This is a genomic window from Labrenzia sp. ATLA3 (genome assembly GCF_057180185.1).
Genome location: NZ_JBXUKV010000001.1, coordinates 432798 through 447647, shown reverse-complemented (window position 1 = coordinate 447647; position 14850 = coordinate 432798). Strand labels below are relative to the sequence as shown.

Below are 14850 nucleotides of genomic sequence, written 5' to 3'. Positions count from 1 at the left end.
ATCGAGCCTCCAAGGCTGCTAGGGTGAACGTTGGCCGTTCCGGCTTCTGTGGGTGGGGTCGGTCAGCGGGACCTGAGACGGACATCCGCCTTGTCGCGCAGCCAGTCGCCAAGGATCTGGACTGCGAATGTGAGGAGCAGGATCACCATCGCTGGGGCGAGAACGATCCACGGGGCGGTCGGCAGGTAGTCCCGGCCGATGCCGACCATGGATCCGAGCGTTGCGGTTGGCGGTTGAACGCCGAGGCCGAGGAAAGACAGGGTCGATTCCAGAATGACGATGTTGGAAAAGTTCAATGTGAACTGCACCACGATGGGCGAGACGACATTGGGCAGGATGTGCCGCATCGCGATCCGGACCGGTGTCGCGCCGGCTGCCCGTGCCGCTTCGACGAAGGGCATCTGGATCAGTTTCTTCACTTCGCCGCGCACGATCCGGGTGTATTGCTCCCAGCCGTAGACACCGAGCACGAAGATCATCACGTCGATGGAAGATCCCATGATGGACAGGATGAGCAGCGCAATCAGGGTGAAGGGGATGGCGATCTGTGCATCGACCAGACCCATGACGATCTCTTCGAAAAGACCTCCGATGATGCCGGCCATAAGCCCAAGCGTGCCGCCAATCAGAAGGCCGATGATGGCGCCTGCCAGTGCAAGAGCAAAGGTCAGCCGCAGGCCGTAGATGCAGCGGGAGAAGATGTCTCTGCCGAGCTCGTCCGTTCCGAAGTAGAAGCCGTCCTTGTAGCGGTCGAAGCCAATCGGTGGCCGCAGCCGGGAAATAAGGCTCTGGGCATTCGGGTCGAAGGGGGCAAGCCACGGGGCGGTGAGCGCGGTCACGATCAGGATCAGGCCGATCAGCATTGCGATCCGGACGATCCAGTTCGCATCCGACCAGATCGGGATACGGAAGCTTCTCAATCCGGTATTACGCGGCGAAGACAGGTTATGCGTTGCGTCGGTCATACGCTTATCCCTTGGCAAGGCGGATGCGCGGATCCGCGAAGGCGTAGGCAATGTCGACCGCTGCGTTGATGACAATGACCGCAACAGCGACGGACAGGACACCGAACTGGAGGACGGGGTAATCGCGCAGGATGGCGGAGCGGACGAGAAGGTCGCCGATGCCAGGCCATGCGAAGATCGCTTCCACGACAACGCTTCCCGACGCCGCAAGGGCGGCGATCTGCAGCCCGACCACCGAAAGCAGCGTGATCGAAGCATTGCGCAGGCCGTGTTTCAGAATGACGATCCACTCCGGCAGGCCTTTGGCCCGTGCGGTGCGCATATAGTCCTGGCTGAGCACGTCCAGCATGGCGTTGCGGGTGAAGCGGGTGATTGCCGCGACCAGCATTCCGGAAATGGCCAGCGTCGGCATGATGAAATGCAGCGCCGTGCCATCCCCGATGACAGGCAGCCAGTTGAGCGTGTAGGCGAAGATCAGCACCAGCAGGATGCCGATAATGAAAGACGGAACGGCATAGCCGAGGAAGGCGACCACCATCACGACGCTGCCGATGATGCTGGTGCGGTAGATCGCAGCCAGAATGCCAAGCGGTATGGAAACAATCAGCGTGAAGCACACCGCACTAAGCAGCAGTTTCAGCGACGGCCATGCTCGTTCGAGGACGATTTCCGAAACCGGTCGCCGCTCCAGGAAGGAAAGCCCGAATTCACCTGAAAATACGGAGCTGAGATAGCGCCAGTATTGGGTGCCGATGGAGGAATCCAGACCGTAATAGGCAATCAGAAGGTCCCGGTCTTCCTTGGTGATGCCTTCGCCGAGAACGAAGTCGACCGGATTTCCCGAGAGCCTGGTGGCGAAGAAGACCAGCGACACGATCAGAAACAGGGTGATCGCCATCCGCAAAAGGGTTCGAAGGACATAGGTCAGCATGCGTTCGCCTCCGCAGCGGCTGGTTGCACAGGTTCTGCCGTGTCTCTGAGGGCGTTCACGTTTGCCATCGGCATCGGTCGTGCGACGAGGTGAATGAAATCGAGGCCGGCGAGGGCGGCCGCAGCCCCGTCTGTGGTGGCATTGTCACCCACAAAGGCAGCATCGGTTGCCCGAACCCCCGCCGCCGAGAGGGCCGCATCGATGAGGAACGGTTGAGGTTTGCCGATGACCCGTGCCGTTATCCCGGGGCAGCACGCCTTAAAGGCTGCCAGCAGGGTTCCTGTCTCCGGCACGGGCAGACCATCCGGGCTCGGGTGGGAAAGGTCCGGATTGGTCACCACCAGTTCGGCGCCTCGCTCCAGAAGCCGCAGCGCCTTTTCCAGTCCGTTGAGGGTGAAGCGGGTGTCACGGGCCAGCAGGACGGTGTCAGCCTGCTCGTCTATGCACTCAAGACCAAGGTCGGCAGCGAGTTGGTGAAGCGGTTGCTCGGCGATGACGTGAACGCGTGCACCCGGACGCTCCGCGGCGATCATGCGCACGGTCAATTCGCCGGCGAGAAAGATGCTTTCCGGCGGCAGGGGCAGGCCAATTGCCGTCAGCTTTCGGGAAAGGGTGACGCTCGTATCGGCAGAGTTGTTGGAGACGATCGATAGTCTTTTGCCAGCGGCCCGGACAAATTCTTCCGCACCCGGCAGGGGGCTCCCGGCGGAAACGAGACAGCCGTCCAGGTCGCACAGGATTGCGGCGTAGTCGTCAATGTCTGCGGCGCCAAGCCATTGGATCGTTGTTGATTTGCGAGCCCGCATTGCCAATTCCATATCTGTCCGATTGCCTGCCGGTCCTGCCGTCAGCCATTGAATGGCCGCCGAAACATCGGGCGGTTGTTTCCTTGATCAGGGAAGGCCGTGCTCCGTTGCCTCGGCCCGCTGAAACCGCCATCAAATTGTCTTCACTCTGTGACGCTGCCGTAACAGAGCGAACCTATGGTTTGAGGCGATCAAACCTTTGGCTTCGCTGTTTGGAGAAAACGAGGAATGTCCCTTTCCCTGTCGCGTATTCGGGCCATCAATGCGGTCGCGTCCGGTGGCTCCTACGCTGCTGCGGCAAGGGCCCTGAAGATTTCGCAGCCCGCCGTCGCGCGTCATGTGAAAGACCTGGAAGCGGAATTCGGCGTGCGCCTGTTCGACCGGAAAAACGGCGTCCTGGCGCCCACACCGCTGTGCAACGAACTTTGCGATGTCGCCGAACGCATGGCCGAAGCCGAACGCGCTGCGACCCGGCTCCTGTCACGTCACAACACGTTGCTAAATGGCAGATTGAAAATCGGGTTGGGAAATTCCATGCCGGGCATGGCGCTGATTGCGCAGTTCCTCAAGCGGCATCCGGGCATCGAGATCGCGGTCGAGACCGGTTCGCACGAACGGATCACGCGGGCGGTGCTGACGCGCGACGTCGATATAGGTGTTCTGCCGGATGTGCCAGCCGATGGCCGGTTCCGCCGGGCATTGCTGGCAAGGCAGAACGTCGTTGCCATTGTTCATCCGGACAGTCCGCTTTCCCGCGAGACTGCCGTAACCTGCGAACGGCTAATGGCGGAACCGTTGATCTTCCGCACAAAGGGATCCTCCACCCAGCGGGTGGTCGACAGGGCCTTTCGTTCCGCCGGGTTCGAGCCGTCGCCCCTTCTGACGCTGGACACCCGCGATGCGGTCTACGAAGCGGTGGTCAACGGTCTCGGGGTCGGCTTCATGTGGCGGTTCGGCACAGGGCGCACGGACGTTGTGCACCGGGTTTCCGTCTCGGACATGCAGCGTCAGTATGAGGAAGTGGTGTTCGCGCTCGGTGACGAACGCAGCATGCTGTTCGACGTTTTCTTTTCTGCTGTCGAGAGCTTTCGGACGGAAGCGGACGCACTTCTGGATCACTAGAAGGCGAGGTGGCTAACCTGTGATTGCCTCGGTGAGCCGCACCGCGGACGCCACACCATCAATGACAGGCACCTTGAACTGCGCTGTCAGGTCCGCGGCCAGATCGGCCATGCCTGCGCAACCGAGCGCAATCGCGCCGACGCCGTCCAGCCGGAGGGCCGTTTCGATTTCCGTCTCGACCTTGTGACGGGCATCGCTTTCAGGGTTTTCCAGTTCGAGAACCGGCACGTCCGACGCCCGAACTCTGGCACAGCGGGACGCAAGGCCGGTGCGTTGCAGGTTTTCTTCCAGAACCGGCACGGAAACGGGCAGGGTGGTGACAACGGAAAACCTTTGGGCCGCAACGGCTGCGACGTGGTAGGCGGCCTCGCCGATGCCGATCACCGGAACGCCTGACGACGCTTTCAATTCCCAGACGCCGGTATCGTCGAAACAGGCGATGATCACGGCACGGATGCTCGGATCGGTCTTGAGGGACCTCTCGAAGAGATCGAAAAGACCGGGCAGGGCAGCCTCGCCGTCGGCAGGTCCCTGAATGGCTGCCGGTCCCTCCAGCGGATTGATGGCCGTAATCCGGGTGAAGGGACCGGCTGCGGCGCGAGCAGCCGCCGCGATCTTCTGCGTCATCGAAGCCGTGGAATTCGGGTTGATGACGAGGATATGCATGTCGTCCATGTCTGGCCCTAGACCATGCCCTTGCCGGCGTCCGAGCCGTGCCTGGACCTGCGTTTGTTGAGGATCACCACAATGGCCAGGAACAGACCGATGATGCCGAAGGAAAAGGCTGTGGTCAGAGTGCCGAGGGCAAAGATCACCGGCGTCGTGACGTTTGTGGTCATGCCGTAGATTTCCAGCGGCAATGTGTTGTAGCTGCCGGCCGTCAAAAGCGTGCGGGCAAACTCGTCGTAAGACAGGGTGAAGCCGAACAGAGCGACCCCGATCAACATCGGCGCGATAATCGGCAGCACGACATATCTGACGGTCTGCCAGGCGCTTGCGCCCTGATCGCGCGCGGCTTCCTCGTAGGACTTGTCGAAACGGTTGAACACCGCAAACATGATCAGCAGGCCGAAAGGCAACGTCCAGGTGAGTTGCGCGCCGAAGCCAGAGGTCGACCAATGCACGGCAAGACCGGATTGCGAGAAGATCAGCCCGACGCCGAGAGAAACCAGGATCGACGGGATCACCAGCGAGGTGATGATCAGATAGAAGATCGCCCCGGACCCCGGAAACCGCTTGCGGAAGGCAAGGCCGCCCATCACGGAAACGACGACCGTCGTCACCATCACCATCAGGCCAAGTGTGAGCGAGCGGGAGAAACTGCCCCAGATATCGCCGACGGCCTGTTGTTCGAAAAGGTCATGGAACCAGTGCAGCGAGACGCCGCGCATGGGAAAGGTCAACCCGCCTTGCGGGCCTTGAAAACTGAGGATCGCGATGGTGATCGTCGGGCCGTAGAGGAACACCAGGAAGACAGCGAAGAACGCGGCGAGCACATAGAACGAGCGGGACCGTTTTTCCATGATCAAAGCTCCTTCCGGATGTCGACAAAGCGCAGCAGGATCGAGATCACCAGAAGCACCGTGATGAGCAGGATGACCGCCGTTGCCGCAGCTGAGGGATATTGCAGAAGCGCGATGTCGTTGGAGATCAACCTGCCGACATTGGCTTTCTGGCTGCCGGACATGAAGCGCACGGTGATGAAGTCGCCCATCACCAGCGTGACGACAAAGATCGAGCCGATCATGATGCCGGGTTTCGTCAGCGGGATGATGACGTTGGTGAGTGTCTGCAGTCCGCTGGCGCCATTGTCATAAGCGGCCTCGATCAGCGAGCGGTCGATCCGCATCATGGTGTTGAAGATCGGAACCACCATGAACAGCGTGTAGAGGTGGACGAACGCCAGGATCACAGAAAAGTCGGAAAAGAGCAGCCATTCCAGCGGCTCGTCGATGACCCCCATCGAGATCAGGGTGGAATTGGCAATGCCATTACGGCCCAGGAACGGGATCCACGAAATCATGCGGATGATGTTGGACGTCCAGAACGGGATTGTGCACAGCAGAAACAGGACGATCTGCCAGGTCAGCGTGCGCACGTGAAAGGCAAGAAAATAGGCGACGGTAAACCCGATAACCAGCGTGATCGCCCAGGTGATCAGGGCGTATTTCACAGTGTTGAGGAACACCTGATAGGTCACCGGAGACGTGAGCAGGAATTCGTAATTGTCGAACTGGAAGGCCGGGTAGATCGAGAATTCCGTCGCCCCCCAGAAACTGACCACGACGATCATGGCAATCGGCAGAAGCAGAAAGAAAAACAGCACCAGCACGAGGGGGAGCGACAACAGCCAGCCGGTGACTGCATCGGGCAGGCGGCTGAGACTGAAGGGCGCTTTTGCGCGGGCTTTCGCAGCCGGGGCAGTGCTGGAGACAGGCTGTGTCTGATCCGTCATGAGAGTCGGGTCCGGTTAAAAGAAAAGGCGCATGTCATGGTCGCCGGAATGGTGGGGTGCCCTGGGAAGGTTCCCCGGGCACCCGTTTGTCGGTTCAGCCTCAGGCGGCGATGAACTCGTTCCACTTGCGGACCATGTACTGGTTTTCGTCCATGACCGAGTTCCAGCAGGCCACCGCACCCATGCGGTCGTAGAAGGAGCCGCCATCGCGGGTATCGCCGGCTTTCGCCAGAACATCGCCGAACGGGCTGGTGATGTCGCCGGTGGCTTCTTTGCCCTCGAACCAGTAGCCCCACTCGTTCTCGTCCATGTAGTTCTTGGAGGTTTCCGGAACGGCCGAGTAATAGCCCTGGCGCATCAGGAACCCGCCGACCCAGCCGTCGAGATACCAGTTGATGTATTCGTAGGCTGCTTCCAGCTCCAGGCCTGTCAGGCTCTTGGATAGGCCGATGCCACCGCCCCAGGACCGGTAGCCTTCCTTCAGCGGCTGGTAGACGCACTCGATGCCGCGGGACTTCACGGCGGTGATTGCCGGCGACCACATGGACTGGATCACCACTTCACCGGACGCCATCAGGTTGACGCTTTCATCAAAGGTTTTCCAGAAGGCACGGAACTGGCCGTTCTTCTTGGCTTCGGTGAAGATCGCCATGGTCTTGTCGATCTCTTCGCGGGTCATGTTGCCCTTGTCGCCATACTGGATCTCGCCCATGGCTTCGCAGACCATCGCCGCATCCATGATGCCGATGGATGAAATGTCGAGGATCGACGCCTTGCCTTTGAATTCCGGATTCAGAAGCTCGGTCCAGCTCTCGATCGGGCGGCCGATCAGGTCCGGGCGGATGCCGAGGGTATCGGCGTTGTAGATGGTCGGGATGAGCGTCATCCAGCCGGTTTCTTCCTTGGCAAACGCCTTGCCGTCCGGGCCGTCGACGAAACCGACCGTGTTTGGGGCGGTGCCCTGGGCAACCACGGAATCCGGTGTCAGCTTGCCGCTTTTGAAGATGTCCACGATCTTGTCGTAATTCTTGATCTTGGAGGTATCCATTGCCTGCAGGTTGCCGGTCGGCCAGACCTTCTTGCAGATCCAGTATTCGATGTCGGCAATGTCGAAGCTGTCCGGCTGAGTGGCGGCACGCTGGGTGACGGCGTCACTGTCGAGGGCGGTCATTTCCAGGTTGAAGCCCAGATCTTCCTTCACCTTCTGTGCCACTTCATTGAGGTTGGAAACGCCGGTGCCAAACTGGCGCAGGGTCACGTCCTTGATGTTCTGCGCCCATACGGTCGGGAAGCCGGTGATGGCCCCGGAGCCGAGGGCAGCACCGGCAACGGCAGCGCCGCCCTTCAGGATGCTACGGCGGCTGACGCCCTTCTTGGTCATCTGGTCAGTTGTTGCCACTTTATCTGTCATCTTCTTACTCCTGTTCCCCTCTGGAGTTTGTTTGGCCTCGGGAGAAGGCCTTGCATCGGCAACCGTCAGGCTGCCAGTTGATGTGCGTCCTCCGGCTTCCATGTCAGGAAGACGGTTGCACCAATTTCGATCGGGTCCTGAAAGAAGGCGTCGTCGGTAAGGGCGGCCGTCAGGTCGCCTGCACCGCCCGCATCGAGGGCCAGGTTGACGGTTGAGCCGAGGTATTCGACATCCTTGACGAAGGCCGTCAGCACGGCGCCGTCTTCACCGGCAGCTTTCCTGACTTTCAGCCGGTCCGCCCTCAGCGCGACCGACGATCCTTTCTGCTGCAGCACGTTGTGGCCACCAATGAAGCGGGCGACGAACTCCGTCGCTGGCGTGTTGAAGACATCGCGGGGGCTGCCGGCCTGCTCGATCTTGCCGCCGTTCATGACGATGATGTCGTCGGCAAGTGCCAGGGCTTCGTCCTGGCTGTGCGTGACGTGAATGAAGGAAATACCGAGCTCGCGCTGTAGTTTCTTCAGTTCAAGACGCATCTTGATGCGCAGGAACGGATCAAGCGCCGACAACGGCTCATCAAGCAGAAGCACGGAAGGTTCGGTGATCAGGGCGCGGGCCAGGGCGACACGCTGCTGCTGACCGCCCGAGAGTTGCGAGGGCAGCCGATCAGCGTAGGTGGCCATGTCGACCAGCTCCAGCAACTGACGGGCCTTCTTCAGCCGGACCGGCTTTTCGACACCCTTCATCTTCTGGGAAAAGGCGACGTTATCGATGACCGAAAGATGCGGAAACAGCGCGTAGTTCTGGAACATCATTGCCGTGCCGCGCCGCGCGGGTGGAAGATCGGTGATGTTGGTGCCTCCCAGCACGATATCGCCGGTCGAGACGCTTTCGTGGCCCGCGATCATTCGCAGGGTTGATGACTTGCCGCAGCCGGATGGGCCGAGCAGGCAGGAATAGGTGCCGGCGGCGAATTTGTGATTGATCGCGTCGACCGCGATGGTCTCGCCGTAGATCTTGGTGGTGGCTGCCAGTTCAAGGTCCAGGGACTTCGCCATGGCTGGACGTCTCCTTCAGAAAACTGCTTTCGGGTCCAGAAAAAGCAAGTGCTATGCCAACGCGAAAAATCGGCAGAATATCTTGGGTTTTGAGCAGTCGATGCGAAAGTGGATGGAATCTTTTCGACGAAAGTGCACAATATTTCGGCAAATTAAATACGATGTGAGTAAAAATTGTATACGATCCAAGATTGCCGGTTTCTGCGGCCAGGAGTAAGATCGGAACATCGCTCAACCCCCAATTGGGCACTTCAAGAAAAAAATGACCAAACCTGTGACCTCTGCCGAACTCGATCAACGCAGCAAGCTGCATGAAGTCTTTGCCCTGCCACAGGGCCGGGCACTTGATATCTGCTTCAAGCTTCAAACCGCCATTCTGGAACACAAGCTGACGCCAGGGTTGAAACTGTCGGAAGACGAGGTTGGCGAAATCTACGGCGCCAGCCGCACCGTTGTGCGCGCCTCGCTTCAGGCGCTTGCCCACTCCGGACTGGTTGCCATGGAAAAGAACCGTGGTGCCTTCGTTGCAAAACCGTCGATCCGCGAGGCACATGAGGTGTTTCAGGCGCGCGCATTGATAGAACCAGCCGTGGCGCGCCTGGCGGCAGACGTAATCACCGACCGGCAGTTGGCGCAGCTACACGCACATCTGGACGCTGAGCATGCCGCGCTTCATTCGGGCGACATGGGCAAGGCGCTGTTTCTGTCCGGAAACTTCCATACGGAAATAGCCGACATCGCCGATCACCGGGTTTTTGCCGGCATGATCCGTTCCTTGATCTCCCGGTCCTCGCTGATCATCGCGCTCTACTGGAAACGGTCGGATACAGCCTGCGAAAGTCATTCGCATCATGCCCTGATGAACGCCTTCGAAAAGCACGATGGCGCAGCAGCGGAAAAGATCCAGAAAAGTCATATCGTCGATCTGCATTCAGGCCTGGACCTGAAAGAGAGGCCGGCGGGCGGCACGTCGTTGAACGAGGCGCTGCGGGGCTGACACCTTTGCCCCTTCGGCTCAGGTTTCCTGCTTGCCCTGGTCGCTTGTGCCGGACGCGATTACCGGCGTCTCGACGAGGGCGTCAATGAAGGACGACACGAAATGTCCCCTGTTGTGCGTCTGTGATTTTGCATAGATGCTTGCCTGCTGTGCTCTCACCGTGCTTATGGCCGTTTTTCGGAGTCGCGCAATTTCCTCCACGTCGAAGCCCTTGATGGTCAGCAGCGCGACATCTCTTTCGGACGCTGACAGGGACCAGGTCTCGAAGCGCTCCGTGATCATTTCGCCAAATGCATTTGCCGCGATCTTGAGCGAATTCTCGGCCATCCTCGCCGAGCGTTGAATGCGCGCCATTTCAGCGACACCAAACAAGACACCGGAAACAAGCCCAAACGTTGCAAGACCTTCGAACGAGGTATGGCTTACCAAGCCGGACAGGTGAATTTCCCAGAAGAAGTCGCCGATAAAAAAGATCGCGCTCGCAGCTTGCAGCAGGACGACTGCCAACAGCGTCGTCAACCTCAGCGATGAAAACGGGTGACCTGGTAAAGTCCGCATCTGAAGAATTGTCTGTCTCCAAAAATGAAAAACGTAGTGTTTTACGCTCGATAAGCATCTGCTTATAGACAAATTTAGCAGAAAAAGGCTGTTGGGAGAACGTATTTGCAGATCAAGGTTCGACTGATTGCTGAAATTAAAAAGAGAGGATAATGAAATTTTGCAAATATGTGAAAATACGTAAGTAAAAATATAGATAAGGGTTGATTTTTGCTTTTGTTCTTTGGGCGCTGGTCAGTTTGGCGGAAAAGCGTCGCTCCAGAATGCAGCGTGGTCGGCTCTCAAGCGTGATGTTGGGACCCCGTCCAAAGGACTGACGGGGTCGCATGGACATTGGGGTGGAAAAAAACAAGGAGAATGGAAATGAAACGAGTGCATGTGGTGTTGGCAAGTTTGTTGCTGTTCTGCGGCTCCTCAGCTGCCATGTCGGAGGACAATGGCTTTTTGCATAAGCTGATCTCTGGCGACTTTTCTGGTTCCAGTGCGGGGAATACCCGGGATGACGACAGGAGAGGCGGGAATGGGGAAACCAGGTCTGCGTCCTACAATGATGACCGGGGGCATAGGGATGACGACCACGGCCGGCGGGGCGATGACGACAACGGACGTAGCGGAAATGATGACCACGGCGGCGACCATGACAATGGTCGTGGGGACGATAATGGCCATAACAGTGACCACGACAATGACCATGGCCGTGGAGACGATAACGGCAATGATGATGACAACGGCCGGGACGATGATTGACGTTGGCCGAAAGTGACCAGCATCCACGTCAGTTGAGCCTGAGTGAGACGTGCCAACTGAAGCGTCTGTACTTGAGGCGGCTAGAGGTATGGTCGCTGTGATCATTGGCATCCCGCGGTCAAATAATCGCGGGATGCATCAGTTTTTTGAGTGCCTGCCGCGCAGCCGCACCACAGTTAGGGTGATTTTCCAGTCACCGGGATTGGCGCCGGGCCTGCGGTCTTCAGGAATTTCATGAAACCCGGAATGGCGCAGACGATACCGGCCCCGGGGACGCAGGTTGCGGTGATGTGGCGGTCTTTAGGTAGATGCCGGCGAAATGGTCGACTTTGACGATCAAGCAGACGGAGCCGTAAATCATCACCGAGGCATCGACGGGGTCACCGCCTGCGTCGTCTCTTCCATCCTGATAAGGCTAAAATCAGAAACCGGAAATCAAATTAGCGTCCGACAGAGACGCCGCCAACGTTTGCGCTGACACCGCCACCACCGACAGAAGCCCCTGCGTTTACTCCGCCTGCCGAGGCATTGGCACTTGCACCGCCACTTCCTGCGGAAGCTCCGGCGTTGGCTCCTCCGGCCGAAGCGCCGGCGCTCGCTCCGCCAGACGAGGCACCAGCGCTTGCGCTACCTCCGTGGGAAGAGCCGCCAGAACCGGAATTGCCAGAAGAATTACCAGAAGAATTGCCAGAAGAGTTGCCAGAACTCGAACCGTGGTTGCCACCTGAATTTCCGGCGGAATTTCCATGTGATTCATGATTGTCGGAGTGGCCGGAAGAACCGCCGTTGCCATTGTCATTCGACAGATTGTTAAGCCCGCCGAAGATGCTGCGCCGGGGGGGCTGCCCGGCCGGGGAAGGGCTTGTCTGGATTTTGCCGAAAGAAGGTTTGCCCGGTTTGCCTGGCTGGATAGCGGCGCGTGTCTTGCCGACGGATTTCAGGCCGGTGTACTTATCAGGGGCGCTGCGAACGCTTTGTCCGGATCGCAGGTCGCTTCGCTGTCCCGTTTCAAGGTCCTGGACACCCACAACCCCGCGACTGACCGTCACCTGACTTTCCTTGTTCCGAACCCTTACAGTGAACCGCGTTCCTTTTACGACGGCCGCAAGATAGGGCGTTTCAACCTTGAAAAACGGCATGCCGCGCTTCTCGACATCGACTTCGATCGTGCCTTTTCGCTGCAGGAGCGTGGTCTGAGTGTCGTTGCTACGATATTGAGACAGTGCAAATTCCGTGTTGGGGCCAACGGTGATGGAATCGTGGCCTCGTTGCAGGACGACGCGTGCACCCTTTCGGGTCGCAATCGTATATCCCTTGTTCAGGGCCATGCCCTTGCGGGCCCGATGCGCCTGAATGCCAGGTGCGACGAGGTAGACTGTTCCGGAAAGACGTGTGATCAGCCATTCGGCAGCAGCCGCTTTAGACAGTCCGCCGGACAGGGGAACAAGCAGCAGCGTCAGGAGTAACGCTGAAACGAAAATGTTCAAGGACTTGCGTCCGGCCAACCGGCTGTTGAAGGAGAACTTGAAAACAGCGCAGCCAGCATGCATGACGAATACTCGGTTATTGTGACGTAATAAATCCTAATTGATGTCCGATTAACGCAGGGTGAAGAATAGATATCCTTTTTTACATTTGCAGGTGCGGGTTATTCAGAAGCTTATTTATACATCACAGGTTGAAATTATTGCTTGTTTTATTTGGCGCACTGAGCAATCTCCACGCTTAAGGCGTTTCATTTCAGCGCGCAGATCGCGTAGCGGTGCTGGGTGGCTCTCTCCAATCCCTTGAAGAAGGGGAGGTGACGCCGTTGGGCCCTGTGAACGGCCTTGAGATCTGTGTCGACGACAATCTGTCTGAAGCCTGCGTCCCGCAGCAGGTCCACCACTGCTTCCGCTTTTGCTCCGTTAGAAAAATGAACGCGCGACAAGATGCTGCGATGGGTTTCCATCATGCCGGCCGGCTTTGCTTCCGCTTCAGGTTGGTTGCCGAAAAGCGCTCTTGTTTTCGACACGGTGGCGAGAAGTCTTGCGAACCAACCTGGATTGACAAAGTCTCCGTCAACAATGAGCAATCGCCCTTCCGCTTTCAGCACCCGGTGCCATTCGGCAAAAGCCGACGCCGGGTCGACCAGCGTCCAGACGAGATGCCTGCAGGTGATCGCGTCATAGCTGCCGGATGGTTCCATCGTGCGTTCGGCATCTCCTAGCAGAAAGCGGATTGCCCGTCCGCGTGTCTTTGCCTTCTCACGCGCCTTCGCAAGCATGGGCTCTGCCCAGTCCATGCCGGTGACATTGAAGTTCAGATCATCAAGCAGGTGCGAGATCACTCCGGTTCCAGAGGCAAGATCGAGAACACGTCGGGAATTGCCGGGACCAAGATGCTTTTTGAACAGGTTTTTCCAGGCGGTGTGCTCTTCGGTGGAAAAAATTTCATGGCCGGGTTGGCTGTCGAACGTCTCCGCCCGCATGCCCCAATATTCCTTGATTTCCTCACGCAAATCGAAATTCGAAAGAGTGTCCGCGTCGCTCATATGGGCTGCCGCTCCGGTTGGTTGGAACCATTCCAAAAGATATTTCTTGACTCATATACTCAGGAAAAATACCAAAAACAAGAATTTAAAACTCAACTTATAACCTCTGGAAAATTCGAGGCGGATGTGAGCAAAATCAAAGGCTTGGCAGTCTCTTTGCTGGTAACGGCAACTCTTGTTCCCGTGGCGGCTCTCGCCGGTGACATGGTAACGGTGACGGATATTACCGGCCGCAAGGTCGAGGTCGAAGTGCCGGTGGAAAAGGTCATTCTGGGCGAAGGACGCCAGATCTATTTCACGGCGGCACTGGATAGCGAAGATCCCTTCAAGCGTGTCGTCGGATGGCGGGACGATTTCGAGAAGGCGGATAACGACGGCTACCACCAGTATCTCGAAAAGTATCCGGAAATGACCGATCTGCCGACTTTCGGTGGCACGAAAACCGGCACGTTCGATGTGGAGCAGGCTGTTGCGCTTGAGCCGGACGTGATCATCCTGAACCTGGATGCCAAGGTGGCCACCGAAGAAGGCGGCTATATCGAGAAGCTCAACAAGGTTGGTATTCCGGTCGTTTACGTCGACTTCCGTGAAAAGCCGATGGAAAACACCGAGCCTTCCATGCGCCTGATCGGCAAGCTCTTCGGCAAGGAGAAAAAGGCCGAGGAATTCATCGAATTCCGGGCGGCGGAAATTGCCAAGGTGACCGACAAGCTGGCAGCGCAAAAGGATCTCGTGAAACCCGTCGTGTTCATGGAGCGCGCCGGTGGATATTCCGACGATTGCTGCATGTCTTTCGGCGATGGGAACTTCGGCAAGATGGTGGAAATGGCCGGTGGCGTAAACTTGGCGGCCGACATCATCCCGGGCACTTTCGGCACTGTTAATCCGGAGCAGATTATCGCGTCCGATCCGGACCAGATCATCGTGACCGGTGCAAACTGGGAACTCTATATTCCTGGCGGCAACTGGGTTGGCGTCGGACCTGGTGCCGATCCGGAAGTCACCGGGGACAAGCTCGCAAAGCTGATGAAGCGCCCTGGTTTTACCGGTGTAAAGGCCGTCCGCGAGAACAACGTGCACGCCATCTGGCACCAGTTCTACAACAACCCTTACCAGTTTGTGGCGATCCAGCAGATTGCCAAGTGGCTGCATCCAGATCTCTTTGCCGATCTTGATCCCGATGCCACCTTCAAGGAACTGCACGACCGTTTCCTGCCGATCGATTACCGGCCCGGCTACTTCGTGTCGTTGAATTCGAGTAAGTAAC

The 14850-nt window shown here is 58.2% G+C and carries 15 protein-coding genes; 4 read left to right on the top strand and 11 right to left on the bottom strand.

Annotated elements, in window-relative coordinates; genetic code table 11:
• Positions 1-62: 62 nt before the first annotated feature.
• Genes AC2A6O_RS01975 through AC2A6O_RS01965 form a run of 3 tightly spaced genes read right to left on the bottom strand, consistent with a single transcriptional unit; the run spans position 63 to position 2702 of the window.
• On the bottom strand, positions 63-965 hold the full coding sequence (locus AC2A6O_RS01975; RefSeq protein WP_498925519.1) for an ABC transporter permease: 903 nt from the start codon (positions 963-965) through the stop codon (positions 63-65).
• Positions 966-969: 4 nt separating this feature from the next.
• Positions 970-1896, bottom strand: coding sequence for an ABC transporter permease (locus AC2A6O_RS01970; RefSeq protein ID WP_498925518.1), 927 nt, complete (start codon positions 1894-1896; stop codon positions 970-972).
• Complete coding sequence (locus tag AC2A6O_RS01965) at positions 1890-2702, bottom strand: HAD-IIA family hydrolase (RefSeq protein WP_498925517.1); 813 nt, start codon at positions 2700-2702, stop codon at positions 1890-1892. The genes AC2A6O_RS01970 and AC2A6O_RS01965 overlap by 7 nt, the downstream gene beginning before the upstream one ends.
• Before the next feature lie 228 nt (positions 2703-2930).
• Between AC2A6O_RS01965 and AC2A6O_RS01960 the strand changes: the two genes are divergently transcribed.
• Entirely contained in the window at positions 2931-3824 is an 894-nt protein-coding gene (locus AC2A6O_RS01960; protein WP_148584165.1) for a LysR family transcriptional regulator, read from the top strand.
• A gap of 12 nt (positions 3825-3836) precedes the next feature.
• Here AC2A6O_RS01960 and AC2A6O_RS01955 read toward each other — a convergent pair whose 3' ends face one another.
• From AC2A6O_RS01955 to AC2A6O_RS01935, 5 genes are all read right to left on the bottom strand, one after another.
• Complete coding sequence (locus AC2A6O_RS01955; protein WP_498925516.1) at positions 3837-4499, bottom strand: aspartate/glutamate racemase family protein; 663 nt, start codon at positions 4497-4499, stop codon at positions 3837-3839.
• 8 nt (positions 4500-4507) lie between these two features.
• Positions 4508-5347, bottom strand: coding sequence for an ABC transporter permease (locus AC2A6O_RS01950; protein ID WP_148584163.1), 840 nt, complete (start codon positions 5345-5347; stop codon positions 4508-4510).
• 2 nt (positions 5348-5349) lie between these two features.
• The gene (locus tag AC2A6O_RS01945; protein ID WP_209001088.1) at positions 5350-6279 is read right to left on the bottom strand and encodes an ABC transporter permease; all 930 of its coding nucleotides are present in this window, start codon (positions 6277-6279) and stop codon (positions 5350-5352) included.
• A 100-nt stretch (positions 6280-6379) separates the two neighbouring features.
• The gene (locus tag AC2A6O_RS01940; RefSeq protein ID WP_498925515.1) at positions 6380-7690 is read right to left on the bottom strand and encodes an ABC transporter substrate-binding protein; all 1311 of its coding nucleotides are present in this window, start codon (positions 7688-7690) and stop codon (positions 6380-6382) included.
• Positions 7691-7755: 65 nt separating this feature from the next.
• Positions 7756-8748, bottom strand: coding sequence for an ABC transporter ATP-binding protein (locus AC2A6O_RS01935; RefSeq protein WP_148584162.1), 993 nt, complete (start codon positions 8746-8748; stop codon positions 7756-7758).
• 262 nt (positions 8749-9010) lie between these two features.
• On the opposite strand from AC2A6O_RS01935, the gene AC2A6O_RS01930 reads away from it, so the two are divergent.
• Positions 9011-9745 carry a GntR family transcriptional regulator gene (locus AC2A6O_RS01930; RefSeq protein ID WP_498925514.1) on the top strand — a complete coding sequence of 245 codons (735 nt, stop codon included), beginning with the start codon at positions 9011-9013 and terminating at the stop codon, positions 9743-9745.
• 18 nt (positions 9746-9763) lie between these two features.
• Here AC2A6O_RS01930 and AC2A6O_RS01925 read toward each other — a convergent pair whose 3' ends face one another.
• Positions 9764-10303 carry a helix-turn-helix transcriptional regulator gene (locus AC2A6O_RS01925; protein WP_498925513.1) on the bottom strand — a complete coding sequence of 180 codons (540 nt, stop codon included), beginning with the start codon at positions 10301-10303 and terminating at the stop codon, positions 9764-9766.
• Between the two features lie 363 nt (positions 10304-10666).
• Here AC2A6O_RS01925 and AC2A6O_RS01920 point away from each other — a divergent pair, with 363 nt between their 5' ends.
• Positions 10667-11050: a hypothetical protein gene (locus AC2A6O_RS01920; RefSeq protein WP_498925512.1), complete on the top strand. Its 384-nt coding sequence runs from the start codon at positions 10667-10669 to the stop codon at positions 11048-11050.
• Between the two features lie 440 nt (positions 11051-11490).
• Here the strand turns inward: AC2A6O_RS01920 and AC2A6O_RS01915 are convergent, their stop codons facing one another.
• Positions 11491-12537, bottom strand: a complete 1047-nt coding sequence (locus AC2A6O_RS01915) for a FecR family protein (RefSeq protein ID WP_498925511.1) — start codon at positions 12535-12537, stop codon at positions 11491-11493.
• A gap of 248 nt (positions 12538-12785) precedes the next feature.
• Positions 12786-13583, bottom strand: coding sequence for a class I SAM-dependent methyltransferase (locus AC2A6O_RS01910; protein WP_498925510.1), 798 nt, complete (start codon positions 13581-13583; stop codon positions 12786-12788).
• Positions 13584-13727: 144 nt separating this feature from the next.
• Between AC2A6O_RS01910 and AC2A6O_RS01905 the strand changes: the two genes are divergently transcribed.
• Positions 13728-14849, top strand: a complete 1122-nt coding sequence (locus AC2A6O_RS01905; RefSeq protein ID WP_498925909.1) for an ABC transporter substrate-binding protein — start codon at positions 13728-13730, stop codon at positions 14847-14849.
• Position 14850: the final 1 nt, after the last annotated feature.

Bases quoted from the DNA above. Each gene is read 5' to 3' on its own strand.
- AC2A6O_RS01975 (WP_498925519.1), bottom strand. From the start codon at position 965: ATGACCGACGCAACGCATAACCTGTCTTCGCCGCGTAATACCGGATTG.
- AC2A6O_RS01970 (WP_498925518.1), bottom strand. From the start codon at position 1,896: ATGCTGACCTATGTCCTTCGAACCCTTTTGCGGATGGCGATCACCCTG.
- AC2A6O_RS01965 (WP_498925517.1), bottom strand. From the start codon at position 2,702: ATGCGGGCTCGCAAATCAACAACGATCCAATGGCTTGGCGCCGCAGAC.
- AC2A6O_RS01960 (WP_148584165.1), top strand. From the start codon at position 2,931: ATGTCCCTTTCCCTGTCGCGTATTCGGGCCATCAATGCGGTCGCGTCC.
- AC2A6O_RS01955 (WP_498925516.1), bottom strand. From the start codon at position 4,499: ATGGACGACATGCATATCCTCGTCATCAACCCGAATTCCACGGCTTCG.
- AC2A6O_RS01950 (WP_148584163.1), bottom strand. From the start codon at position 5,347: ATGGAAAAACGGTCCCGCTCGTTCTATGTGCTCGCCGCGTTCTTCGCT.
- AC2A6O_RS01945 (WP_209001088.1), bottom strand. From the start codon at position 6,279: ATGACGGATCAGACACAGCCTGTCTCCAGCACTGCCCCGGCTGCGAAA.
- AC2A6O_RS01940 (WP_498925515.1), bottom strand. From the start codon at position 7,690: ATGACAGATAAAGTGGCAACAACTGACCAGATGACCAAGAAGGGCGTC.
- AC2A6O_RS01935 (WP_148584162.1), bottom strand. From the start codon at position 8,748: ATGGCGAAGTCCCTGGACCTTGAACTGGCAGCCACCACCAAGATCTAC.
- AC2A6O_RS01930 (WP_498925514.1), top strand. From the start codon at position 9,011: ATGACCAAACCTGTGACCTCTGCCGAACTCGATCAACGCAGCAAGCTG.
- AC2A6O_RS01925 (WP_498925513.1), bottom strand. From the start codon at position 10,303: ATGCGGACTTTACCAGGTCACCCGTTTTCATCGCTGAGGTTGACGACG.
- AC2A6O_RS01920 (WP_498925512.1), top strand. From the start codon at position 10,667: ATGAAACGAGTGCATGTGGTGTTGGCAAGTTTGTTGCTGTTCTGCGGC.
- AC2A6O_RS01910 (WP_498925510.1), bottom strand. From the start codon at position 13,583: ATGAGCGACGCGGACACTCTTTCGAATTTCGATTTGCGTGAGGAAATC.